The 24218-nt window shown below is 69.2% G+C and carries 25 protein-coding genes; 9 read left to right on the top strand and 16 right to left on the bottom strand.

Annotation, left to right across the window (positions count from 1 at the left end; genetic code table 11):
- Positions 1–37: 37 nt before the first annotated feature.
- On the bottom strand, positions 38–973 hold the full coding sequence (locus ACXJJ3_RS01425; RefSeq protein WP_458167988.1) for an aldo/keto reductase: 936 nt from the start codon (positions 971–973) through the stop codon (positions 38–40).
- A 70-nt stretch (positions 974–1043) separates the two neighbouring features.
- Between ACXJJ3_RS01425 and ACXJJ3_RS01420 the strand changes: the two genes are divergently transcribed.
- Complete coding sequence (locus ACXJJ3_RS01420; protein ID WP_458167987.1) at positions 1044–1880, top strand: phosphotransferase; 837 nt, start codon at positions 1044–1046, stop codon at positions 1878–1880.
- Here ACXJJ3_RS01420 and ACXJJ3_RS01415 read toward each other — a convergent pair.
- Entirely contained in the window at positions 1860–2258 is a 399-nt protein-coding gene (locus ACXJJ3_RS01415) for an NUDIX hydrolase (RefSeq protein ID WP_458167986.1), read from the bottom strand. The genes ACXJJ3_RS01420 and ACXJJ3_RS01415 overlap by 21 nt on opposite strands.
- Here ACXJJ3_RS01415 and ACXJJ3_RS01410 point away from each other — a divergent pair.
- Genes ACXJJ3_RS01410 through ACXJJ3_RS01400 form a run of 3 tightly spaced genes read left to right on the top strand, consistent with a single transcriptional unit; the run spans position 2257 to position 3850 of the window.
- Entirely contained in the window at positions 2257–2652 is a 396-nt protein-coding gene (locus ACXJJ3_RS01410) for a tautomerase family protein (RefSeq protein WP_458167985.1), read from the top strand. The genes ACXJJ3_RS01415 and ACXJJ3_RS01410 overlap by 2 nt on opposite strands.
- 2 nt (positions 2653–2654) lie before the next feature.
- On the top strand, positions 2655–3131 hold the full coding sequence (locus tag ACXJJ3_RS01405) for an NUDIX domain-containing protein (protein ID WP_458167984.1): 477 nt from the start codon (positions 2655–2657) through the stop codon (positions 3129–3131).
- Entirely contained in the window at positions 3131–3850 is a 720-nt protein-coding gene (locus ACXJJ3_RS01400) for a DUF3626 domain-containing protein (RefSeq protein WP_458167982.1), read from the top strand. Before ACXJJ3_RS01405 ends, ACXJJ3_RS01400 begins: the two co-directional genes overlap by 1 nt.
- Here the strand turns inward: ACXJJ3_RS01400 and ACXJJ3_RS01395 are convergent.
- The 11 genes from ACXJJ3_RS01395 to ACXJJ3_RS01345 all read right to left on the bottom strand — a co-directional run bounded on the left by ACXJJ3_RS01395 (position 3847) and on the right by ACXJJ3_RS01345 (position 14857).
- The gene (locus ACXJJ3_RS01395) at positions 3847–4170 is read right to left on the bottom strand and encodes an ArsR/SmtB family transcription factor (RefSeq protein WP_458167981.1); all 324 of its coding nucleotides are present in this window, start codon (positions 4168–4170) and stop codon (positions 3847–3849) included. The genes ACXJJ3_RS01400 and ACXJJ3_RS01395 overlap by 4 nt on opposite strands.
- Positions 4163–4591: an SRPBCC family protein gene (locus ACXJJ3_RS01390; RefSeq protein ID WP_458167980.1), complete on the bottom strand. Its 429-nt coding sequence runs from the start codon at positions 4589–4591 to the stop codon at positions 4163–4165. The genes ACXJJ3_RS01395 and ACXJJ3_RS01390 overlap by 8 nt, the downstream gene beginning before the upstream one ends.
- Before the next feature lie 61 nt (positions 4592–4652).
- A complete protein-coding gene (locus ACXJJ3_RS01385; RefSeq protein WP_458167979.1) occupies positions 4653–5876 on the bottom strand; it encodes an RNA polymerase sigma factor in 1224 nt (407 codons plus the stop codon).
- Entirely contained in the window at positions 5873–6199 is a 327-nt protein-coding gene (locus ACXJJ3_RS01380; protein WP_458167978.1) for a YciI family protein, read from the bottom strand. Before ACXJJ3_RS01380 ends, ACXJJ3_RS01385 begins: the two co-directional genes overlap by 4 nt.
- A gap of 135 nt (positions 6200–6334) precedes the next feature.
- The gene (locus tag ACXJJ3_RS01375; RefSeq protein WP_458167977.1) at positions 6335–6877 is read right to left on the bottom strand and encodes a hypothetical protein; all 543 of its coding nucleotides are present in this window, start codon (positions 6875–6877) and stop codon (positions 6335–6337) included.
- A 143-nt stretch (positions 6878–7020) separates the two neighbouring features.
- Positions 7021–8172 (bottom strand): serine hydrolase domain-containing protein, encoded by a 1152-nt coding sequence (locus tag ACXJJ3_RS01370; protein WP_458167976.1) that lies wholly within the window; start codon positions 8170–8172, stop codon positions 7021–7023.
- Positions 8173–8209: 37 nt separating this feature from the next.
- The gene (locus ACXJJ3_RS01365; protein ID WP_458167974.1) at positions 8210–9664 is read right to left on the bottom strand and encodes a serine hydrolase domain-containing protein; all 1455 of its coding nucleotides are present in this window, start codon (positions 9662–9664) and stop codon (positions 8210–8212) included.
- Positions 9665–9672: 8 nt separating this feature from the next.
- Positions 9673–11397 carry an ABC transporter ATP-binding protein gene (locus tag ACXJJ3_RS01360; protein ID WP_458167973.1) on the bottom strand — a complete coding sequence of 575 codons (1725 nt, stop codon included), beginning with the start codon at positions 11395–11397 and terminating at the stop codon, positions 9673–9675.
- The gene (locus ACXJJ3_RS01355; protein ID WP_458167971.1) at positions 11390–13081 is read right to left on the bottom strand and encodes an ABC transporter transmembrane domain-containing protein; all 1692 of its coding nucleotides are present in this window, start codon (positions 13079–13081) and stop codon (positions 11390–11392) included. Before ACXJJ3_RS01355 ends, ACXJJ3_RS01360 begins: the two co-directional genes overlap by 8 nt.
- 40 nt (positions 13082–13121) lie before the next feature.
- A complete protein-coding gene (locus ACXJJ3_RS01350) occupies positions 13122–13760 on the bottom strand; it encodes a response regulator (RefSeq protein WP_458167970.1) in 639 nt (212 codons plus the stop codon).
- Complete coding sequence (locus tag ACXJJ3_RS01345; RefSeq protein WP_458167969.1) at positions 13757–14857, bottom strand: sensor histidine kinase; 1101 nt, start codon at positions 14855–14857, stop codon at positions 13757–13759. The genes ACXJJ3_RS01350 and ACXJJ3_RS01345 overlap by 4 nt, the downstream gene beginning before the upstream one ends.
- Before the next feature lie 108 nt (positions 14858–14965).
- On the opposite strand from ACXJJ3_RS01345, the gene ACXJJ3_RS01340 reads away from it, so the two are divergent.
- Positions 14966–16003: a DUF418 domain-containing protein gene (locus ACXJJ3_RS01340; protein ID WP_458167968.1), complete on the top strand. Its 1038-nt coding sequence runs from the start codon at positions 14966–14968 to the stop codon at positions 16001–16003.
- Entirely contained in the window at positions 15984–16721 is a 738-nt protein-coding gene (locus ACXJJ3_RS01335) for a VOC family protein (protein ID WP_458167967.1), read from the top strand. Before ACXJJ3_RS01340 ends, ACXJJ3_RS01335 begins: the two co-directional genes overlap by 20 nt.
- On the opposite strand, the gene ACXJJ3_RS01330 is transcribed toward ACXJJ3_RS01335, so the two are convergent.
- Both ACXJJ3_RS01330 and ACXJJ3_RS01325 read right to left on the bottom strand, forming a co-directional pair.
- Positions 16718–17047 carry a dihydrofolate reductase family protein gene (locus ACXJJ3_RS01330; RefSeq protein WP_458167965.1) on the bottom strand — a complete coding sequence of 110 codons (330 nt, stop codon included), beginning with the start codon at positions 17045–17047 and terminating at the stop codon, positions 16718–16720. The genes ACXJJ3_RS01335 and ACXJJ3_RS01330 overlap by 4 nt on opposite strands.
- 107 nt (positions 17048–17154) lie before the next feature.
- Positions 17155–17814, bottom strand: coding sequence for a maleate cis-trans isomerase family protein (locus ACXJJ3_RS01325; RefSeq protein WP_458167964.1), 660 nt, complete (start codon positions 17812–17814; stop codon positions 17155–17157).
- 75 nt (positions 17815–17889) lie between these two features.
- Here ACXJJ3_RS01325 and ACXJJ3_RS01320 point away from each other — a divergent pair, with 75 nt between their 5' ends.
- Complete coding sequence (locus tag ACXJJ3_RS01320) at positions 17890–18789, top strand: LysR family transcriptional regulator (protein ID WP_458167963.1); 900 nt, start codon at positions 17890–17892, stop codon at positions 18787–18789.
- Between the two features lies 1 nt (position 18790).
- Here the strand turns inward: ACXJJ3_RS01320 and ACXJJ3_RS01315 are convergent, their stop codons facing one another.
- Entirely contained in the window at positions 18791–22267 is a 3477-nt protein-coding gene (locus ACXJJ3_RS01315; RefSeq protein WP_458167962.1) for an ATP-binding cassette domain-containing protein, read from the bottom strand.
- A gap of 300 nt (positions 22268–22567) precedes the next feature.
- Here ACXJJ3_RS01315 and ACXJJ3_RS01310 point away from each other — a divergent pair, with 300 nt between their 5' ends.
- Together ACXJJ3_RS01310 and ACXJJ3_RS01305 are read left to right on the top strand one after the other, a co-directional pair.
- Complete coding sequence (locus ACXJJ3_RS01310; RefSeq protein WP_458167961.1) at positions 22568–23059, top strand: class I SAM-dependent methyltransferase; 492 nt, start codon at positions 22568–22570, stop codon at positions 23057–23059.
- Between the two features lie 344 nt (positions 23060–23403).
- On the top strand, positions 23404–24216 hold the full coding sequence (locus tag ACXJJ3_RS01305) for a phosphotransferase family protein (protein WP_458167960.1): 813 nt from the start codon (positions 23404–23406) through the stop codon (positions 24214–24216).
- Positions 24217–24218: the final 2 nt, after the last annotated feature.

The following is a 24218-nucleotide window of genomic DNA, read 5'->3' as shown; positions in this document are numbered from 1 at the left end:
AGGTGCTCGGGGAGGGCGTCCCCGAGCACCTGTCACCTCAGTCGATCACCGCATCCAGCGCGGTCAGCTCGTCGACGGACAGCACCAGCTCGCCGGCCCGCAGGTTCTCCTCGAGGTGCCGCTCGCTTGACGTACCGGGGATCGCCAGGACGTGCGGGCCGCGGCTCAGCGTCCACGCCAAGCGGACCTGCGCCTCGGTCGCGCCGTGCCGCGCGGCGATGTCCCGGACCGGATCCGACACCGGGACGCCGCCGGCCTCGCGCGATTCGGCCGTGACCGCGAAGAACGGGACGAACGCGATTCCCAGCTGGCCGCAGAGCTCGAGGATTTCGTCGTTCACCCGGCCGAAGCCGACGCTGTACCGATTCTGTACCGCGACCACCGGCGCGATCTCGCGGGCCTCGTGCAAATGCGACACCCGGACATTCGAGATTCCGAGCTGGCGGATCAGGCCTTTCGCCTGGAGTTCCGCGAGTACGCCGAAATGCTCGGCGATCGAGTCCAGCCGCATCTGCCGCAGGTAGACCAGATCGAGGGTGTCGACGCCGAGTGCGCGGAGGTCCGCCTCGACGAGCCCGCGGAGCTCGTCCGGACGGGCCAGCCCGTCCTTCGTCGGGCCGACCTTGGTCGCGATCACCAGGTCCTGCGGGTACGGCCCGAGGGCCCGGCGGATCACGTCATTCGCCCAGTCCAGGCTCTCGAACTCGGTGCCGCCGGCGACTCCGTGGCTGGGGTAGAACGCGGCCGTGTCGAGGTGGTTCACGCCCAGCTCGACCACCCGTCGCAGCAGCGCGATCGCCCGGTCCTGGATGTCCGCTCCGTCGGGCAGGCCGGCGCCCGCGAGCCGCTTCGCGCCGAAGCCGATCCGGCGGACCCGGTCCGCCCCGAGCTGCCAGAATTCGCCGGACTTGCTTTCCGCAATTTCCGATGATAGGTTTATTGGTAGTGAGGCATTTCCCTGTGAATTCTGCATTCGGCCAGGATAAATCCTCCGGGGATATTCGTCCAGACTTCCCCGCAGCTTTCTGCACTATTCTTGGTGCGTGCGACTCTCCGATCGGCAGCAGGAACTGCTGAACCTCTGGCTGCCGTCAGCGACGATCGCGCGCGACCACAGCTGGGGGCTTGTCGGCACCTACGTTCTCGAGCTCGAGCACGAGGGTCGGCGGTACATCGCGAAGGCCGCCGACGACGCCGACCGGCACCTTGCCCGGGAACTGCGGGCCCACCGCAACTGGCTGCGACCGTGGACCGCGCAGGGTCGGGCGGCCGAGCTGGTCCAGGCAGACGAGGACGCGAAACTGCTGCTGACCCGGTACCTTCCGGGCGAGCTGGTCGAAGGGACGGCGTTCGAGTGGGCGCCCGCGACGTATCGTCAGGCCGGTGAGTTGCTGCACTTACTCCACGAGCAGTCCGCCGTTGTCGATGACGGGTACGAGTCGGGGGAGAATGCGCGGCTGCTGGCGTATCTGAGCCAGCCGCACCTGATCGCGCCCGATGTGGTCGAGCGGCTGCGGAACACGGTCGGGAATTGGCCGACGCCGCCGGCGACGCTCGTCCCGACGCACGGCGACTGGCAGCCGCGGAACTGGTTGATCGACGACGGCGTCGTCCGGGTGATCGACTACGGGCGGGCGGCGCTGCGGCCGGCGTACACGGATCTGGCTCGGTTGGCTGCCCAGCAGTTCCAGGGCAGGCCTGAGCTGGAGCAGGCGTTCCTCGACGGGTATGGGTCGGATCCTCGCGAGCCTGCGGCGTGGGAACGCAACCGCGTCCGCGAGGCGGTCAGTACGGCGGTGTGGGCGCGGCGGGTCGGGGACGCGGCGTACGAACAGCAGGGTTATCGCATGCTCGACGCACTAGTCGCACAGCTCGACTAGGCGCCCCAGGAGGTCTGGTGGGTAGATGCCGAACGACTTGAGGTCGGCGCGGTCGGCCCAGCGGAGTTCGAAGTGGTTCATGGGGGAGTGCTCGGCTGCTTCGTCGCCGGAGAGTTGCGGCTCGCCGGTGACGTCCTTGATGCGGAAGTAGTACGCCGGGCGTCCGTTGTGGGTGCCGGTCCAGAGGAGCTGGTCGACGCTGCCGGTGAGCGTGGTCTCCTCGTTCAGCTCCCGGAGCGCCGCGGCGGCAGCCGACTCATCCGGCTCGACGTGCCCGCCCGGAAGCACGGCGTACCGGTGGCCGGCGCAGTCGGGGCCTTCGACATCGGCATATTTCGCTCGCCGACCGAGCTGATCCGTGGTGAGATCTGGGGCCATGCCGAGTGCACAGATCGAGGTCCGCCGCGAGTACTCCGAGACCGACGAGATGGGCCTGATCGACGCGGTCCACCAGGCGCTGGTCACCGCGTTCCGCATCCCACCGCAGGACAAGGACGTACGGCTGGTCGTCCACGCGCCCCACCGCTTCGCCTGCTCACCCCGCCTCACCCAGCCCGAGTACTTCACCCTCATCAGCATCGACTGCTTCGCCGGCCGCTCCCTCGCCGCCAAACGCGCCCTCTACACCGCCCTGATCACCAACCTGAAGCCCTTCGGCATCCCACCGGACCACATCACGATCCTCGTCCGAGACCTCCCCACCACCAACTGGGGCATCCGCGCCGGCCAAGCCGCCGCCGACCTGGACCTCGGCTTCAACATCAACGTCTGATCGTGCACACAGCACGCCATCTCACGTCGCTGTACCTCGTTCGCGACGGCCGCGTCCTGCTCCTGTACCGCCGCGGTTCACGCGCCATCGCCGACTCCTGGGTCGGCATCGGCGGTCACCTCGAACCCGACGAACTGACCGACCCGACTGCCGCCGCGCTCCGCGAACTGCACGAGGAGATCGGAGTGACCGCCGACCACCTGGTCGGGCTCCAGCTCCGGTACGTCGCCGTGCGCGACACCGGTGGCGAGATCCGAACGACGTACTACTTCACCGCCGACCTCGACGCGACCGCGAGCGTCCCGACGGAATGCGCCGAAGGCGACCTCGCATGGTTCGATCTGGACGTGGATCCAGGGCTGCAGATGCCGGTCACGGCGCGGATCGCGTTCACGCACTGGCTGGCCGTCGGCCGGCACGATCGGACGCTCCGCTTCATCACGGTCGGCGCCGACGGCAACGCGACGGGGCCGGCCTGATGCTGACCATTCAGTTCCATCCGAACTGGCCGCATGGTTCGCGGATGGTGATCGAGTCGATGGTGGGGGACGGGGTGTATCGGTCGCAGTTCGCCACTGGGATTTCCAATGGTGGCCTGGGCGGGGATCGGTGGCGGTGGGAGAGTCGGTTGTTCGGTGGGCGGTACGACGAGCTGCCTGGTGTGGCTCGGCCGGTGTATGGGGTGTGGAACCGGCGGGAGGACGTGTACGGCGGGGCGATCCGGTTCGGGTCGTCGTATCTGCGGTTGAAGGCTGAGGTCGTCGAGCGGGCGACCTTCTGCTTTCCGGACTCTGCGCGGGAACCGCGTGACTACGGGGATCGGGGTGTTCTGCCGCGCTTGTGTGGGTTGGCCGACGCTGCATCGGCGGATGAGTTGGATGATTACGTCGAGGCGCATGTTCACGGGCCGGTCGCGTTTGCGGATGATGTCGAGGCTGTGGTTCTCGATCCGTCGTTCATCGGTACTCCGGTCGAGGCGGCGGCTCGCGAGCTCGGGTGCCCGCTCGAATACCACCCGGGTTTCCGCGGTACGCCGGATTCGTTCGACCCGGCGTACCGCGGGCCGGAGATCGTTGCGCTGGCCCGCTCGCTTGGCGGCGAGTTGACGCCGTACGTGCTCGGCGAGGCGGCGCGCGACCACCCGCCCCAGGCGATCAAGTACGTCTGGCACTGCCTGGCGCGTTACGGTCGCAGCTAATCCTCGACGGACAGGTCGCGAAGCTTCGTCAGCGCGTCCGACCAGTACGACTCGTACCGGGCGATCCACGCCCCGAACGCCGCGTCGAGGCCGCCGTCGTCGATGCGGTAGTGCTGATGCCGTCCCGCCTTCACCGCAACCACCAACCCGGCGGCCCGCAACGTCATCAGGTGTTTCGAGATCCCGGACGTCACCAGCTCCGGGAACTCCGCGGCCAGTTCGCCCACGGTGAGACTGCGCCGCTCCATCAGCAGCTCGAGGATCCGTCGCCGGGTCGGATCGGCGATCGCCCGGAACGGATCCGCGGACTCGTCAGGCACTCTGCTTCACCGCGTCCGCCAGCTGCTCGAGGATCTGGTGCTCCACGGCGCCGCGCGCGTACGCGTCCCGGGTCCGGCGCCACGTCGCCGTACCGATCCCGGCGAACCCGTCGTGCGTCAGCGACACCTCCGTACCGTCGCCGGCCGCGCGCAGTTCGACCACCAGCCGTCCGGGGTGGACCCAGCCGGCGTTCTCCTCGAGCCACGACAGCACGAGCCGTCCCTCGGGAACGAGTTCGAGGACGACGCCGCTGATCCAGGTGTCGCCGTCGGCGCCGAGCATCCGGTACGCGCCGCCCTCCTGGAGGTCGATCGTCAGCGTCGGCGAGAGCCAGCGGCGCAGCGCCTCCTCGGTCCCGAACTGCCGCCAGACCACGCTCGGCGGACGCGGGATCGTGATCGCACGGGTTACATCAGCCATCATCATCTCCTTACCATTTGGTAATGCATTACCTCATGGTAAGGCGTTCCAGCGCAACCCCTCACGCCAGCTGATCGCGCCGCCGGGTCAGGTACGCGATCTCGGCGGTGTTCCCGGACAGCTCGATCGCCGCGTCGTACGCCGCCCGCGACTCGCTGCTGCGGCCGAGCCGGCGGAGGAGGTCCGCGCGGGTCGCGTGGTACGGGTGGTAGCCGGACAGCTGCTCGTGGAGCCCGTCGACGATCGCGAGCGCGACCTCGGGCCCGTCGAGTTCCGCGACCGCGATCGCCCGGTTCAGCGTGACGATCGGCGACGGGTCGACCTGCGCGAGCTGGTTGTACAGCGTGACCACCTGCGACCAGTCGGTGTCGCGGACGTCCCGGGCGGACGTGTGGACCGCGTTGATCGCCGCCAGGATCTGGTACCGCCCGGGGGAGATCCGGCGTGCGATCCGCTCCCGCACGAGTCGGTGGCCCTCGGCAATCATCGCCGTGTCCCACGCGCCGCGGTCCTGTTCGTCCAGCGCGACCAGCTCGCCCGTCTGCGAGACCCGCGCGGTACGCCGCGCCTCGGTGAGCAGCATCAACGCGAGCAGACCGGCGACCTCACCGTCGGCCGGCAGCAGTACCCGGATCAGCCGGGCCAGCCGGATCGCCTCCGCGGTCAGCTCGCCCCGCACCGGGTCGCTGTCCGGACCGGTCGCCAGGTAGCCCTCGTTGAAGACCAGGAACAGCACCGCGAGTACGCCGGACACCCGGCCCGGCAGGTCCTCCGCGGACGGCACCCGGTAGGGGATCCGGGCGGCCTTGATCTTCGCCTTCGCGCGGGTGATCCGCTGACCCATCGCGGTCTCCTGGACGAAGAACGCGCGCGCGATCTCCGGCACGGTCAGCCCGCCGACCATCCGCAGCGTGAGCGCGACCCGGGTCTCCATCGCCAGCGCCGGGTGGCAGCACGTGAAGATCAGCCGGAGCCGCTCGTCGTCGATCACCCCGAGAGGCTCCGGCGGTTCGTCGTACGACATCTGAGCCTCCTTCTGTTTGTCGTCCCGCTTGGTCTCCCGGCGGATCCGGTCGATCGCCTTGCGGTTCGCGGTGGTGGTCAGCCAGGCGCCGGGGTTCGGCGGTACGCCGTCCACCGGCCAGCGCTCGACCGCGGTCGCGAACGCCTCCGCGGCCGACTCCTCCGCGATGTCCAGGTCGCCGAACCGCTTCGCGAGCGAGGCGACCACCCGCGCCCACTCCTCGCGGTGCGCCCGGGTGATCGCCTCCTCGACTCCAGTCACAGGAACGGCCGCACCTCGAGCCGCCGGTTGCACGCCTTCGACGCGGCCGCCGCGAGCTTCAACGCCACGTCCAGGTCCGGCGCCTCGAACACCCAGAACCCGGCCAGGTACTCCTTCGACTCCAGGAACGGGCCGTCGGTGAAGATCGGCTGCCCGTCGCCGCGCGCGTCGATCACCGTCGCGTCGCTCGGCGCGCTCAGCCCGCCCGCGAACACCCAGTGCCCGTCCGCCACCAGCTGCTCGTTGAACGCGTCGATCGCGGCCATCTCCTCCTCGGTCGCCGAACCGGTCCGATGATCGACCACCGAAATCAGGTACTGCATCACCATCTCCCTTCACAAGACTGCGTACACCCACCCAACGAAGCGCACCACCCCGGTACGACACATTCTGACGAACAAAAGTGACGGCCGGCCCGGCGGAGTGTCCGCCGGGCCGGCCGTCGAGGGGGAGGGGCCCTAGTTCTGGGAGGTCTCGGTGATCTGGGCGCCGTTCTTGTCGCTGAGCGAGGTCACGCCCGCGATCGCGGTGTTGACCCCGTCCAGGCTGGACAGGTCGCCGCCGGTGATCTTGGTCTTCAGACCGTCCAACTGGTTGCCCAGGGCGACGAGCGGCTTCTTCAGCACCTTGCAGAGCGCGGGGCTCGCGTTCACGTCGTCACTGGCGACCTTGACCTCGTGGGCGATGAACGCCGCGGTCAGACCCGCCTTCACGGTCGCCTTGAGCCGGCCGTGCGCGCCCTTGGCGAACGTGCCCGCCTTGTACGGCTTCCAGATCCAGCGGTGGAAGCTGCCCGCGGCGAGCCCGACGTGCGCGACGAACTTCGTCTTCGCGAACGACTTGGTGTTGCTCGCCGGGCAGGTGTCGGCGGACGCGGCCGTCGACGCAGAGGGCGTGCTCCCCGCGGAGGGCTGGCTCGCACCGGCGGACGGTGTGGTCGCGGCGGAGCTGTTGTTCTTCGTGGAGCCGCCACAGCCGCCGAGCAAGAGGGCGACGAGCAATATTGGGACAATAGTCAGTACAGACCTGCGCATGGATCAGTTTCCCCGTTCGTGAATCCGGCTCGGTGTGAACCGGCACCTCTTCGGACGATACGGCCGAAGCACGAGCAGACCCCGCAGGACAGGTCAGGTTTTGCCGTCCCTTAGGTCAGCGACTGGTACACGCCGGTCCAGAAATCCCGCTGGAACGCGTGCAGCGGATCACCGGCGTGCGCGCGCTGCTGGATCAGGATCGCGGTCAGCTCCTCGGCGGGATCGTTGTACCAGGACGTGCCGTAGAACCCGTTCCAGCCGTAGCTGCCGACCGACGGACCGAGGTGTGTCCGGTCCGTGACGATCCCGACCCCCAACCCCCAGCTCGTGCTCGCGAAGTACCCCGGATAGAAGCCGGACACGGCCCGCTGCTCCCGCGTGAGCTGGCTACTCGTCATCAGCGCGACCGCCGCCGGGGACAGCACCTGCGTGCCACCGGCAAGCAGGGCCGACGCGAATGTCAGGTAGTCCTCGGCCGTCGACACCAGCCCGCCGCTGCCGCCCTCGAACACCGGCGGCCTGCTCCAGCGCCCGGTCGCCGGCACGTCCTGGACGACCGCGCCGGACGGACCGTCCTCGTGGTCGTACGCCGTCGCGAACCGGTCGATGCTCGCGGGGTCGACGCTGAATCCGGTGTCCTTCATCCCGAGCGGCTCGAAGACCCGCTCGCGCAGCGCCGTACCGAAGGTCTTCCCGGTGGCCCGCTGGATCAGTACGCCGAGCACGTCGGAGCCCGTGTCGTACAGCCACCGCTCACCGGGCTGATGGACCAGCGGCACCTTCCCGAGCAGCGCGACCCACTCGTCCAGCGGCGGCGCGCCGAGGTTGTCCAGGGCGTCGGAGATCGGCGCCGGCTCCGGGACCATGCCGGTGCCGAGCGTGAACGCGAGGACGTCCCGTACGGTGATCGGCCGCGCCGCCGGGACGGTGTCCTCCAGCGGCCCGAGCGGATCGGCCAGCACCCGCATCTCCGCCAGCTCCGGGACGAGGTCGTCGATCGGGTCGTCGAGCCGCAGCGCACACTCCTCGACCAGCGTCATCGCGCAGGCCGCGGCGAGCGGCTTCGACATCGACGCCAGCCGGACGATCGTGTCGGTCGCCATCGCGGGACTGCCGCTGTCGAAGGAGAGACCGCCCACGGCCTCGACATGCACCTCGCCGCGCCGCGCGAGCACCGCGAGGACGCCCGGCACTGCGCCGGACTCGACCCGCCGCTCCAGCACCGTCCGCAGCCGCGACAACCGCTTCGCCGAAAACACCATCGTCTCCCTTTCGCCGGACCCCACCTGAGCAACGAACCTAAGCACCCGGATCCGACAAATCGTGCAGCCGGACATTCGCGTACGTCGGCGGCGTCGAGGTCAGGTCGAGCATCTCCCCGTTGGACGAGAGGTACAGCCCGGGCCGGTACTCGCGCAACCGGTACGTGCCGCCGCCCCAGTGGTCGAACACGTGGACGCCGTCCTCCTTCCGCAACCGCGCCGTACCGTCGCGAACGCCGGACACGTGGATGGCGTAGTCCCGGTTCCACGGACCGTCCACCGGAGCCGGCGACGGCTCGGGTACGTCGTTGCGGTACCGGACGCCGCCGCCTTCGACGGACTCGAGGTACTCGTCGTGGACGCGGAACGTCTCGCCGTCGACCCAGAACTCGCGCGCGCCGACGAACACCGCGGGCTTCGGCTCGTCACCCTCCACCAGGAACGCGTCCTCGCCGTCGACAACCAGCGTCGCCTGGTCGTACCGACCGGCAAGCGACGGATCCGGGGCCACGGATCGCGTGGGCCGCGACGGGGGAGGGCCCTCGCCGACGACCTCGCGGAAGATGTCGGTGGCAACTTTCCGCTGGAGCGAATGCGCCGTGGAATTGGTGAGGACGACGACCCCGACTCCCGCACCCCAGGACATGTCCGACAGAAATCCGAAACCGCCACCGCCGTGCCCAAGCGTCGGAATGCCGTTGGCCTTGGTGAGGGCAATTCCCAACCCGTAACCGTGCTGCGGATACATCGCGGCCAGCGATTCGCCGTGCATAAGATGGAACTGCATGAACCGGCAGGCGTCGGAGACCGTCGTGTACAGACCGCCCGCGGCCACCATCGGCACCCGCACCGGCAACCGCGAGTACCCGGTCGAATGCCCGATCGCCCGGTCCGGCGCACGTGCGATCACCCGCGCGTCGAACGACGTCCGCTCCAGCCCCAACGGCTCGAGCAGCACCCGGCGCACGTACTCGTGAAAAGGCAGCCCGGACCGTCGCTGCAGTACATATCCGGCCAGGTCGATCCCGAGGTTCGAGTACTGGAAATGGCGTCCGACCGGGAACCGCAACCACGTCTGGGAAATGCTCCGGCAATGCGCCTCGAAGGACTCCCGCCCGACCAGGTAATTCGACCCGACCGGCGCCTCGTGCGTGAACCCCGCGGTATGGCTCAGCAAATGCCGCAGCGTCATCCGCCGTTCCGGATGCTCCTCGAACGGACTCCGCACGCGGAACTCCGGCAGGTACCGGACAATCGGCTCGTCCACCTCGACAAGCCCGTCCCGTACGGCGTGCAGGACCGCCGTCGCGGTGTACATCTTCGAACACGACTGGACGCTGAACATGGTCTCGGTCCCGACCGGGACATCACCGCCGGCCCGCGTCACGCCGAACCCACCCGACCACAGCACCTCGTCCGCCGTACAGACGCCGACCGCCATCCCCGGCAGCCGGTGTTCCTCGAGCAGATCGGACAACCCTGAGAAGTCCACAGTCCCTTCTACCGCTCGGCAGGGTCTCCGTGCCACGCCCGCCAGAGCTGCCCGTAGACACCGCCCGCGCTGACGAGCTCGTCGTGCGTGCCGAGCTCGACCAGTTCACCCGCCTCCATGACCGCGATCCGGTCGGCGTCGTGCGCCGTCTGCAACCGGTGCGCGATCGCGATCACCGTCCGGCCCCGCAGTACGCCCGCCAGCGACTGCTCGGTGCGGCGCGCGGTCTTCGGATCCAGCAGGGCGGTCGCCTCGTCGAGGATCAGCGTGTGCGGGTCCGCGAGCACGACCCGCGCCAGCGACAGCTGCTGGGCTTCGGCGTCGGCGAGATCCGTACCGACCTCGGCGTCCAGGTCGCCCGACCAGCCGACGGCGGCGAGCGCGGCGGACAGCTCGTCGTCGGTGGCGTCCGGTTTCGCGAGGAGCAGGTTGTCGCGGACCGTGTCGTGGAAGACGTGATGGTCCTGCGTGATCAGCACGACGTGCTCGCGCAGCTGCTCGGGCGGGAGATCCGCGACCGGCGTACCGCCGATGGTCACCGATCCGGCCCGCGGGCGGTCGAGACCGGCGAGCAGGCGGGCCAGCGTGGACTTCCCGGCGCCCGACGTACCGACGATCGCGAGTCGTTCGCCGGGCTGGACGAGCAGGTCGATGCCGCGGAGGACGTCGCGGGCGCCGGTGTAGCTGAAGTGGGCGTCGCGGACCTGGATCCGGTCGCCGAGGTCCTGCGCCGGTACGGCCGGCTGGGGTTCGGGGACGTCCGCGAGTCCTTCGACCCGCGCGTACGACGCGCCGGCGCCTTGCAGCTGTTCGATCCAGAGCATGAGGGTGTCGAGCGGGCCGACGAGCTGTCGCAGGTACACCGTCGCCGTCACGACGACGCCGAGGCTGACCAGATCGTCGGCGTACAGGGCGCCGCCGACGAGCAGCACGCCGACGACCGGCAGCGCCAGCGACACATCCGCCCACGGGAACAGCACCGTCCGCAGTCGCAGCGCGTCGAGCCGGGCGGTCCGGGCGCGCGCGACCGCGTTCTCGGTGACCTTTGCGCGACGGTCCTCCAGGCCGAGCAGCTCGACCGTACGGGCGCCCTTCGCCGTACTGACGACGGCGTCCGCGAGGTCGGCGCCGGTGGAGGCGACGGCGAGGTACGCCGGGCGGGCGCGCCGCAGGTACCACCGGACGGCCGCGCCGGCGCCGATGAGGCAGACCAGCCCGCACAGGCCGAGTCGCGGATCCAGGACGAGCACCGCGACGATCAGGAACAGCGCGTGCATGAGCGCGACCAGTACTTCGGGCACCGCCGACCGCAGCGTCGACGCGACCAGCGAGGCGTCGGTGCTGCCGCGGGCGATCAGGTCGCCGGCCGGAAGGTGGTCGGCCGCGCGGGGCGGGAGCGCGAGGGTTCGGGCGAGGAAGCGTTCCCGGACACGGGCCGCCGTACGCTCACCGAATCGGTAGCCGAGCGTCAACGCGCACCACGCCAGCACGGTCTGCACAACGGTGAAGACCAACGCCCCGAACGCGAGCCGGTCGACTGCGCTCAGCACGTGCGGACCGCCCGCCCGGATTGTGTCTACGATCCGCCCCAGCAACCACGGCGCCACCAGTCCCGCCGCGGACGCAAGCGCGTTGACCACCACCACGCCGACGATCGCGCGCCGATCCGCGCCCAGATCGCGCACAAGTGCAGCCCGAACCTCACGAGGCTCGGCCACCGGAAGGCTATTCATCGGCGGTCCTTGCTACGAGGTCCCGGCAGTACGGGTCGCAGCGTATGAGGTCCGCGTGGGTGCCGGCGGCCGACAGCTTGCCGTCGACCAGGACGATCACCTCGTCGGCACGATCCAGGACCAGCGGCGACGTCGTCGTGATCACGGTCGTCGTGTCGCGCCGGGCCGCTCGCATCCGGTCGATGACCGCGGCCTCGGTGGTGGCGTCGAGCGCGGACGTGGGCTCGACGGCCAGCAGCACGTCGGGCGCGGAGTACACGGCCCGAGCAAGCCGGATCCGCTGCCGCTGCCCGCCCGACAGGTCGGTACCACCCGGCGCGATCGTCGCCGCCAGCCCAGCCGGCAACGCCTCGACGACATCCTCGGCGACGGCCACCCGAAGCGCCTCCCGGATCCGCCCGTCCTCCGCGTCCAGCCGCCCCGCGACAACGTCCCGCACGGTCCCGCCGAACACCTCCCCGTCGTTGTCCACCACCACCAACCGCCGCCGAAACTCCCCACGCCCGACCTGAGCAACGTCCACCCCGGCCCACGTAACACCCGCGCCGCCTTCAAGCCCCCCGAGTCGCTCGACGACCGCGATCGCCTCCGCGGGACGCGCCGTCACCAGCGCGGTCAGCACCCCCGGACGAACAACCACCCCCGACGCCGGATCCACCAGCGGCCCACAACCGCGCGGGACCGCCCCCTCGCCCTCCCGCGGTACCGGCAGCCTCAACAGCTCGACGATCCGCTGCCCGGCCACCCGCGCCCGCGCAAGATCCGCACCACCCTCGATGAACGCCGACACCGGAACAACGAGCACCGCGACATACCCGTAAACCGCCACCACATCGCCGATCGTGATAGCTCCCGTCGCAGCCATCCGCGCCGACAACCACACCACCGCGGCCAAGAACAACGCCGGTAGTCCTGTCGACAGCGCTCCCACCCAACTGGTAGGCCCGGCCACCCGATACCCGTGCCTGATCAGCCCTTGCGACTCCCGCCCGTACCGCTCCGCAACGAACGCCTTCCCGCCAAGCCCGTTCAGCACCCGCAAGCCTGCAAGCACATCAACAAGCCTCGTGGTCAACCGCCCCTGATGAACCCGATAAGTCCCACCGGTCCGCTCGATCCGCTGCAAGAACGGCCCCACCGCCACAGCCAGCAGCGGTACGCCGGCCAACACCACCGCCGCCAGCAACGGCGAAATCGTGAACAACACCACCGCAACCACCGCATAAGCGACCACCGCCCCAACGCCAGGCCCGGTAATCGTCAAGGTCTGCGCGACGGTGTACACATCGCTGATCCCAACCGTCACGACCTCACCCGCGCTCATCCGCCGCTCGAGCGACGCCCCCAACCGCGCCGTCTGCCGAACCGTCGCCCGCACCGACCGGAACGCCGCATCCATCCGGATCTTCGTCATCGCCCGATGCCGAGCGATCCCCAGCACCGCATTCAGCACGCTGACCCCCAGCAGCAACAGCACCCACTTCACCAGCGCGCCCGTGTCCCGAGCAGCGAGTCCGTCGTCAACGGCCTTCGACAGCACCCAGGGCGGCACGGTCAGTCCGACCATCCACAACGTCCCGAGCATCGCGCCCCAGGAAGCGCGCCGGGCCTGCGCCCGGGTGAGCCACAGCAGGTACCGATACGGGCCTGCGAGGTCCTTCGCGCGGGGCGGGTCCCAGGTCATGCCGCTGATCCTCGCAGCTCGTGACTGCATTCACAAAGGGTCAGACCAGGCCGGTTTGCCACGCCCAGACCGCGACCTCGGTCCGGTTCCGGGCCTTCAGCTTGGCCTGGATACCCGCCACGTGTCCCTTGACCGTGCTGAGCGAGATGAACAGCTCGGCAGCGATCTCGTGATTGGTACGCCCCCGCGCAATCGCCCTCACGACATCGACCTCACGATCCGACAGGGGAGTGGTGGACCGGGTCGTCGCAGCGGGCGTCAGCCGACGCAACAGCCGGACAGTGATCGACGGCGACACCAGAGCATCACCGGCATGCGCGGCCCGGACCGCCTCGACCAGCATGGCCGGCCCGGCGTCCTTCAGGATGAACCCGACCGCGCCACCACGCAGCGCGCCGTACACGTACTCGTCCAGATCGAACGTCGTCACCACAACGACCTTCAACGGCTCGAGTACGTCGGGACCGGCCAGCGCCTGTGTCACCTCGATGCCGTCCAACTGCGGCATCCGGATGTCGACCAGGCACACATCCGGCCGCAGCTCCCGGGCGAGCGCGATCGCCTCGACCCCGTCGGCGGCCTCCGCGATCACCTGGATGTCGGGCTGGTTCTCGAGGATCAGCCGCAACCCGCCGCGGACCATCGCCTGGTCGTCGGCCAGCAGCACCTTGATCGTCATCGGCCGGGTTCCAGCGGGAGAGAGGCGGACACGATCCAGCCGGTCGTCGGGTGCGGGCCGGCCGAGAGGGTTCCGCCGAGCGATTCGACCCGTTCGCGGATACCGATCAGCCCGTAGCCCGCGCGGTGGTGCCGCGCGGCGGGCTCGGCATCGTCGACCACCTCGACGGCCACGGCCCGCCGTACCTGCGTCACGCTGACCGTCACCGTCCCGGCATGCGCCGCGTGGCGGGCGACGTTCGTCAGCGACTCCTGCACGACCCGGCAGACCGTCCGCATCACCTCCGGCGGCCACGTCGGCTCGTCGTCGGGGAGCCGGAGCGCGACCGCCGGCCCGTGCTCGCCGAACCGCGCCGCCAGCTCGCGCAGCTCGTCCAGCCTGATCGGCCCCGGTACGACGTCGTCGCCGCGCAGGAGCCCGACGACCCGGCGCATCGCCGCCAGCGCCTCGGCCCCGGCGGACTCGATCCCGGCCAGCGATTCGTCGTACTGCGAGGGCGTCCGGCGTCCGGCGATCCGCGCGCCCTGGGCCTGCAGGACGATGCCGGAGATGTGGTGGGCGACGACGTCGTGCAGTTCCCGGGCGAGCTCGAGCCGCTCGTCCTGGCGGATCCGGTCCGCGGTCGCGCGCCGCCGTACGTCCCTGACCCGCACCGCCGACCCGATGCTCACCGCGACCAGCCAGCCGACAGCGTTGACCGTACCGATCGCCGAGCTGTGACTGATCAACAAGCTGCCCACGGCAACGATCAGCCCGCCGGCCGCGACCACTGCTGCCTGCTGGTTCGGCAACGTCGCGACCCCTGAGCCGACGAGCACCGCGAGCCCGAGCGCCATCGCCGGTCCTGGCTCACTCGGTAGCCCCGCTGTCCACGCGACCACGACCGTCACGGCCGCGACCGCGAGCCCCGCAACCGCTGCGCGCCACCGGTCGTGCCGTCGCAGCAACGCGATCACCCCGACCACCGCTCCTGCTCCCGCGTCGAGGATCCAGTACTGCCGGCCCCAGACCGTCGCCAGCTGGTACGCCTCATACCCGAGCAGCACCAGTACGACGCCGCCGAACGCGACGTCCGTACTCGTCCTCGCACAGCGCACCCGGTCAGCCTACGAAATCATCGGCGGCGGCCAGAACCGGCCGAAAGTACCGTCCGAACGTACTTCCGGCCGCTGCCGCTCCCGGTCCGCGCCGCCCAGGGTTGAGGGATGCCTACCTCATCCGGACAGCCGCGGATCGTCGCACTCGACGTGATCCGCGGCTTCGCACTCTGCGGGATCCTGCTCGCGAACGTCCAGCCGATCTCCGGCGGCCGCACGATCCGCGCGTCGGGGGAGTCCGACGGCGCCACCTGGCTCGGGCTGTTCGTCGAACAGCGCTTCATGCCGATCTTCGCCCTCCTCTTCGGCATCGGCTTCGCCCTGCTCCTCCGCTCCGTCACCGCGCGCCGCGCGGTCTACGACCAGGCGAGTGGCGCGGCCGTGCCGCGTCCGCGGGTGCTGCTGCTGCGTCGCCTGCTCACGCTGCTGGTGATCGGCGCCGCACACTTCCTGCTGCTCTGGTGGGGCGACATCCTCTCGACGTATGCCGTCGTCGGCCTGCTCGTACTGCTCCCGTCGACCTGGCTCCCGACCCGAGCGGTCGCGATCCTCGGACCGCTCCTCATCCTCGTCTCCCTGGCCACCGGCGACGGCCGCTTCTCGCTCACCGCCGGCCTGTTCCTCACCGGCTCCGCCCTCGTCCACCTCGGCATCGTCGACCGCCTCGCGGCGGGGGAGAAGCCCGGCCGCGGCCTACCACTCGTCACCATCGCGCTGGCGCTGGTCGCCGTACCGCTCCTGCTGTGGCAACTCCAAGCGCGGGACAGAGCCTTCTCCCTCGCCCTGGCAACCGCCGGTCTGGTAGTCGCCGCCTTCTACATCTGCCTACTGCTGATCCTGCTGCGAACCCCGCTCCGCCCGCTCCTCGCAAAAGTCTTCAGCCCCCTCGGCCGGATGGCCCTCACGAACTACATCTCCGCCACGATCCTGGTCCTGCTGATCATCCGAGTACTCCACCTCCACACCATTTCGACCCAGGACGTCGTCGTGATCGCCGCCGCCATCCTCACCACCCAGTCCCTCGCCTCCACCCTCTGGCTCCGCCGCTACTCCCAAGGCCCCCTCGAATGGCTCTGGCGCTGGGCGACCTGGACAACCCGCCCACCGTTCCGCCTACCCTCCAAAGATGCAGCCCTACACCGGTGACGACTTCTACTGCGACGTGGCAATCCCGAACCCTGCCGACCTGAATGTCATCCACGAAGACGAACTGGTACTCGCGTTCCATCACACGCGACCTTTCTGGACAACGCACAGTGTCGTGGTCCCGAAACGGCACATCGCCTCACTGACGACACTGACCCCAGCCGATGAACCGGTCGTACGCCGCCTCTTCGAGGTCGTCCAGTCGGTCGCCGCAGATGTAGAGCAGTCCACCGGAGAAGCTGCCGTACTCACAAATCTAGGAAATTACCAAGATTCCAAACACCTGCACATTCATGTCCACAGCGGCGCGCGCCGGAAGGTGACCTCCGTCCGGCTCGGCGCGCTCACGATCATGGCTGCCAGGCCGCGGGAATTGGCGCGGTTCTACTCACGCCTGCTGGGTTGGCCGTACGTCCGGGAAGAACCCCCGCGCCCAGGTGAGCCACCCGAGGCCGGTTACGCCCTGGTCTGCCCGCCCGAAGGCGTCGCCGAACCGGCCCTGAACTTCGACTACGAAGCCAACTACCGCCGACCCGCCTGGCCGGCCGTCAACGGCGAACAGACCTCGACCATGCACCTCGACCTGGGCGTCGACGACCTGGACACCGCCGTCGCCTGGGCCGTCGACTGCGGCGCAACCATCGCCCCGGTCCAACCACGCCCCACCGACCACCGCGTCATGCTCGACCCCGACGGCCACCCCTTCTGCCTCTGCTAGCGATAGACATGCACGACCACCCCGCTGGGAAACGGCAGAGCCTCCACCAGTTCCAACCGCCGCGCATCACCCAGTTGATCGAACAACGCCTCCCCACGCCCCAACACCAACGGCTGAATCAGCAACCGGTATTCGTCGATCAAACCCGCAGCCGCCAAAGCGCCGGCCAACCGCCGGCCACCCCACACAACCACATCCGCCCCGTCCTCAGCCTTGATCGCCGCAATCTCGCTCGCAAGTTCACCGCGAGCCACCCGCGTATCCGGCCAACTCGCCTCGGCATCACTCAACGTCTTCGAGAAAACCACCTTAGGAATGTCATTCATCGGCGCCGCGTACGCATCGTCCGAATGCGGCCAGTACGACGCCACCGACAAACCCGTCCACCGACATCGACATGTACAGAATCACGTCCCGCATGACCCACTTCTCCTTAGTCGTCGAACAACTTCCCAAACCCCCGAACCTGCGCCCCGACGCTTTCCACGACTGACCACAGCAACACCTGATTCGCTTCCAGTACGACGCGTCCGGTCCGGACCTCCAGCGGCTCGATCGCCTGTGCGGCCCGGAACCCGTTCCCGCCGAGGAACATCGCCTCGGCGCGGTCGGACACGTGCTCCACCACCCACTCGACCACCATCTCCGGCCGAACGAGACGCGGATCCTGGGGTAGTTCGGCCAGCCGAGCCTCGACAACCTCGAACCCCTGGCGCCGGAAGTACTCCGCTCCGCGCGCATTGAGGTCCCGCCCGAACCACGGCGGATGAACCAGGCTCACCCGATGAACACCCAAGGCCCGGAGCGCCGCCACCGCCGACCGAGACGTCGAGCAGGCCGGCACACCCGCCCGCTCCCGGAGCCGCTCCACGAGCGCGGTCTCACCGTCGTACCCGAGCGCATACCCTGACCCGGTCGACGCGAACGCGAGCACGTCCGCAGATCGCAGTACCGAGGCCGCCGCGGCGAGCGCCGGGGGAGTCGGCTCGGTCCGCACGAGCTCGACCCGCACCGGCGCCATCTCCGGCAGCTCGACCTCCGGCCCAGGTACGGCGTGAGGTGTGATCACGCCGACCACGATCGCGTCCTCCATGACCCGAGCGTCGCAGCGTCACCGTGGCGCGATCAACGCCGATCTGCGCCACGGAATGTGTAGCATCGCTCAACGATGCCAGACGTCGAGCTGCGTGAGCTGCGCGTGTTCCTGGTGCTCGCCGAGGAACTGCACTTCGGACGCACCGCAGGACGCCTCGGCCTGACGACCTCGCGAGTCAGCCAGACCGTACGAGCCGTCGAGCGGAAGCTGGGCGGCCGGCCACTGTTCCGCCGTACCAGCCGCGTCGTCGAACTGACCGACGCCGGCCGCGCGCTACTCACCGAGCTGGGGCCCGCGGTGGCCGACCTCGACCGGGTACTGCGGACCGCGACGTTCCGGGGGAGTGGGCCGGGGATCGTCCGAGTCGGCCTGCTCAACGCTGCCTCGGGCGTCGACGTCCTGAGCCGGGCGATCGAACGCTTCGAGTCCGAGTACGTCGGGGCAACGGTTCAGCTGAGTACGACGCCGTTCGACGACAGGCTTGGCCCGTTGCGCCGCCGCGAGGTGGATCTCGTCGTCTCGCGTCTGCCGCTCAACCAGCCCGATGTCGTCGTCGGACCGGTCCTGAGCTCAGCCGATCAACGAGTGGTGATGGTCGGACGCAGCCATCCGCTCGCGGGCCGTGCCGAGCTGTCGGTCGAGGACCTGGCCGACCATGACGTCAGACGCCCGTACGGACTCACCACCGAGGCCGCCGAGGCGACCTGCCCGTCCACGACGCCCTCCGGCCGGCCGATCCACTTCGTCGACACGGCGGTCGCCGACAACGCCGAACTCCTCTATTTGTTGGCCCGCGGCCGCCTCGTACATCCGACCGTCGCGCCGTTCGCGGAACACTTCCAGCACCCTGACGTGGTCGCGATCCCGGTACGGGACCTGCCGCCGTCCACCTGTGCCTTGGTCCTCCTGCAGGACGTGGACGACCCGGCCCGCGACGCCTTCCTCGCAATCGTCGCGGACCAGACCGTCTGATTCAGCCGGCGAGATGGGACCAGCGCGAGGACAGCTCGGACCACGGACCGATCGCGGTGACCTCGCCGTCGACAAGGACGACCACCCGATCCGCCTGGGCCAGAGCGGCCCGTTTCGACGTCGCGCCGATGACCGTCGTACGGCGTTCTCGCAGGGTTTTCCACAACTCGATCTCGGTCGCGGCGTCCAGGGCGCTGGAGACGTCGTCGGCCAGCAACAGTTCCGCATCTGTCGCCAGCGCGCGGGCCAGCGCGAGGCGCTGCACCTGCCCGCCGGACAGCCGTACGCCGCGATGCCCGACCAGCGCGTCCTTGCCGCCGGCGTCCGCAACGTCGGCATCCAGCCGCGCACCGGCGACCGGATCCTCGAACGCGCGGGCATGCCCCAGCCGTACGTTGTCCGCGAAGCTGCCGGACAGCACCCGGGGGACCTGGGCAACATGTGCGACCTGCCCCGGACGCAGGAACAGCTGTGGCTCGTCGACAAGCTCGCCGTTCCAGCGGACCTGACCGCGATGGTCGATCAGCCCGGCCAATGCGGACAGCAGACTGGACTTGCCGGCGCCGACCTGGCCGACCAGCAGTACCAGCTCTCCTGCCTCGACCGTCAGGGTGACGCCCTCTACGCCGATCGTGCCGTCGTCGTGGATCGCGCTGAGGTTGACCACCTCGAGTCGACGCAGGTGGGTGCGCGGCACCGGCTCGGGCGCAGGCGCCGTACCGGCGATCAGGTCGACGCCGGGCGGCAGGTCCATCAGGTCGACGCCGCCGGCGAGCCGACTCGTCTCGACCTGCCAGGCGCGGGTGCCCGGCGCGTCGGTGACGACCGCACTCGCGACCCGCCCGAAGTAGTCGAACCCGTTGACGGCATTGGCGACCAGCAGCGCGGTGGCCAGGCCCCAGACGTTTCCCATGTACGCCGCCCACGCCGCGACCACGCCGAGCTGCACCATCACGACCGGGATGCCGTCCAGGAAGGCCTGCACTCGGTGCTCGCGTACCGCGGCGTCGACCCGGCCGCGGTCGACGTGCTGCAGATGCGCGTGCACCTGCGGCATCGCGGCCGCCAACTTGATCGTCCGGGCCGCGTCCAGCGTGGACACCAGCGATCGCCCGAAACGAGCTCGCGCCGTCGACGCCGCAGCCGCCGAACGACCCGCGGCGGGTCGGCCGAGGCTTGAGGCCAGCCCTGACGAGATCATCACGACGAGCAGTACGGCGCCCGCGAGCCAGGTGCCGCCGAGCAGGGCGGTGACGACAGTGATCACGAGGCCGTTGACGAAGTCGACCCAGCGGTCGCCGTACGCGACGATCCGGAGCGCGTCCATGGCTCGGGCGACCACCTCGCCGGGTGGAGTCCGGGACAGGCGGCGCTGTCCGGTCTGACCGAAGAGCACCGCCATCCGGGTCCGCAGCATCACCTCGACCGCTCGACGCGGATAGCGGCGGAGACCTTCGGCGAACACCAGGGGAGTGGCGAGCAGGGTCGCCGCCAGAGCGAATGCGAGCCACCACGGTGCCTGCCCGCGATGCAGGGCTTCGACGACGTGCCCCCAGACCAGGCCGGTCACCGCTCCCTGCGCGCCGATCAGGCCGGCGATCAGGAACAGCAACGCGCCGACCACGCTCACCTCGGGCCGGACCAGCAACGCATGCGCGACGCCCCGGGCAAGGCTCGGCCCGTCGCCGACGTCCGTACGCTCAGGCAACGCGCCGACCCGCCGCCGGCCGCCGACCGCCTCGGCCGGGTCTGGCTCGGGCTCGTCGTACGTGGGCCCGTCGTACGTCGGCCCGGAATCGCCGGCCAGCAACAATTCCCGGAACGGCCCGGGGGAGACCGCCAGCTCAGCACGAACGCCCTGCTGGACAACCCGCCCGTGATCGAGAACCGCCACCAGCGGCGCCCGCACGATCGTCGAGAGCCGATGAGCGATCAGTACGCCGGTCCGTCCGGACAGCAACCGGTCCGACGCGGCGATCACCAGCCGCTCGGTCAGCGGATCCATCCGCGCGGTCGCCTCGTCCAGAATCACCACGCGGACGTCGCGGACCAGCAGCCGGGCGAACGCGACCAGCTGCTCCTCACCCGCGGACAACAACGTCCCACCCGGCCCGAGCAGCGTGTCCAACCCGTCCGGCAGACCCGCGACCCAGTCGCTGAGCCCGAGTTCCAGCACAGCCGCCTCGATGGCCGGCCTCGGCAGATCATCGTTGAACAGGGCAATGTTCTCGGCGAGGCTGCCCGCGAGGATCTCCGTCCGCTGAGTGACCACACCGACCGCCGCGCGCAGCTTCCGCAGATCAAGCTCGCGAACATCCTGACCAGCCAGGAACACGCTGGCCGGCGGCGGCTCGACGGCCCGCGAGATCAGCGACGCCAGCGTCGACTTCCCGGAGCCGGTACGTCCGACCAGGGCGATCGTCTGACCGTCCTCTACCCGCAGGTTGATGTCGCGGAGCGCGAACGAGCTTTCGTCGTACGAGAAATCCAGGTCGCGGATCTCCAGGTCCATCGGGCCGTCCAGCGGCAGCTCGGAGCCGCCTTCCGGCTCGGGTTCGGCGGCGAGCAGCTGCCGCAGCCGGACGATCGCGCCGAGACCGGCCTGGAGCTGGGGGAGACTGTTGGCGAGTACGGCGATCTGCCCGACGAACGTCGAGGTGACCAGGAACAGCGTCACCAACCGCGCCACCGACAGATCGTTGCCCACAGCAAGAGCAATCCCGACGACACCGATCGCCGCCAGCAGACCGTGCAGCAAGACACCGGCCCGCCGAGCGATACGGCTGTCCACCGTGACCCGAGCGTTGAACTTCTCGTGCACCACAGCCGAGAGTCGCGCCACCCGCGCCAGCACATGCGCCTGCCCGAGACTCGTCCGCAGATCGTCACGCCCGGCGATCCCTTCCTCGAGCGCGGCCGTGTGATCGGTCCAGGCCATCTCCTCGACGATCTTCCTGGCAGCGAGCTCACCCAGAAGTCCGCGGACGGCGAACCAGGTCATCACGGCGAGCACCGGGAACAGCACAACAGCCGGCCACCAGGTCACCGCGGCGACGATCCACATCGGGATCATCCCGAACAGGATCGTCGCCAGACTCCACAGCTGCGAACGCAGCAGATTGCCCACCTCATGCGAGTCGTCGTCGACCCGATCCAGGATCTCGCCGGCGGCTTGCTCATTGAGTACGGCCAGCGGCTGCCGCAGAGCGGCCCCGAGCACGTCCTCACGAAGCCGACCCTCAGCCCGGTCCGAGACACCAACCCAGATGACCTTGCCGACGCTGCTGATCACGGCGCCACCGACAACACACAACATCAACAGCCCAACCAACCGCCAACCAGGCCGCGCCGCCAACTGCCCAGCCACCACGCTGCCCAGCGTGGACCCCACAGCCGCAACAGCACCCGCCGTCAGCGCCACCACCGACGCCGCCCCACGAAGCCGCCGCCAATCCAACGGTGCGAACAGGTCAGTCATCATCCGAACCTTAGGTTCGCGCCCCACACACCGTCAGCCGGTTTTCCGAGCCCAGGGGAGTACTGATAGTACTGACGTCCCACCGTGGGCCTGCCGTATGACGGAGGTAGTGGTTGTGACGGACTATGACATCCTCGCCGAGGTGTACGAATGGCTCATCTCAGATGCAAAGTTGCCGCTCGCCGGTCGTGGCATGCAGGTTGTCGCAACCGACGCCAGCGAAGCGATGATTCGCCGTACTGCAGAGTTGTCTGAGCAGTTCGGGCATCCGTCCGAGCCCTGCGGGCGAGCTGGGAAGAGTTGCCTGACCATTTCGAGGACGACACGTTCGACATGGTCTTCTGCGTCGGCAACTCGCTACACCATGCCGCAGGCCCGACAGCCAGACGTGCTGCTCTGGCCTCGATGTCACGGCTCCTGCGTCCTGGAGGGCGCCTGGTGCTCACATCCCGCACCTGGGAACTCGTCAGGGCCAGAGGTTCCCGACTCGACATCAGCAACCGACTCGTCCGCCGCAACGGTCGCGACGCAGTCGTGGTCTACCGCTGGGACATCGCGCCGCACTGGGAGGACGCGCACCACATCGAGATTGCGATCGCGCAAGTAGATCCGACCGGGCCGGTTCTCGTCCGCTCAGAACAGCTGTCCTGCTGGCCCTACCGATACGAGCAACTCGAAGCCGAGCTGCACCAGGCCGGCCTCCAGACAGAACTGAGCACATTCGATCCCAAGGCCGACAACTACACGGTTGTAGCGACCAAGCCAGCCACTGGTGCAGACTCTGCGTATTGAGTTCGCGCGTATTCGCCCATGAGCAGGAGGTCCGTAGGTCGCCCGTTGACCGGGCGGGTGCTGCGGACACCTCGTCGCGCCGCCTGCCGGCGTCGGCCCAGTGGGGGAACTTCTCTCCGGGGCAGGCTCAGACTCGCGCCCGTCGTACGGCACCGTGAGCGATTCCACCCACGTCGATACGTTGATGTTCTTGGTCGACCGTCCTGAGGAGCACCGCGATCACCCGATCAACATCGTTCGTCGAGCCGGCTACCGATCCGGTGCTGCTGAGGATCCTGGCGGCCGCTGATCTGCCAGTAGCCGGGCGTTTTGTGCCCAAGGCCGGCTGGGTCAGCAGGGCGTGGGTGGGTGACGAGTACGTCGTACGCCTGAACACCGACGGACGGTTCCGTGACGCGTATCGCCACGAGGCTGCAGTCGTCAACCTGCTCGCCGGTAGCGAGGTCCCACACGCCTCGCACGTCGCACATGGCGACGGCGCCGACGGGCCGTGGTACGTCTCCGAACGCTTGCCCGGACGAACCCTGTACGAAGCGTGGCCGGCGGCGGATTCGTCCACGCGCCAGGCAATCATCGACAGCCTGGGTGCTGCGTTGCGGGCTCTGCACCGGGTTCCTGCTCCGGCAGGTCTGCTGCCGCCCTGGCTGGCCAGCGCGCTCGCCGGCAAGCCATGGTCTGCGTTCCATCCACCCGTCGTGGGTGCGGCGCTCCAGCAGGTCGAGGCTGCCCAGCGCGTGCGCGGGCATGACTCGCGCCTGCTCGCCGATGTTGCCGATTGGGTCCAGGAGCGGCTGGCATTGTTCGCCACCGACCGACCTGCCCTCGTCCATGGTGATCTCCATGGGTCGAATCTGATCGTCGACCAAGGACGCGTCACTGGTCTGATCGACTTCGCGGAGGCGCTGGCTCAGCCGGCCGACGTCGAGCTCGACACCATTCTGCGCTGGTGCGCGAAAGCGCGAGAGTTCCCACCAACGCCCGACGAACAAGGGCTCGACGAGACCACACTCACCGAGGTTCCCCGATGGCTGCACGGCGCGTATCCGGAGCTGTTCGAGCGCGACCATCTGCGCGAACGGTTGAACTTCTACGACATGTACGGGGAGCTCACGCTCTACGCACACCACCCGCATCCGAACGAACGCGAAGCGACCTGATC

The sequence above is a fragment of the Kribbella sp. WER1 genome (genome assembly GCF_054189145.1).
This window is presented reverse-complemented; position numbering and strand designations above follow the sequence as displayed.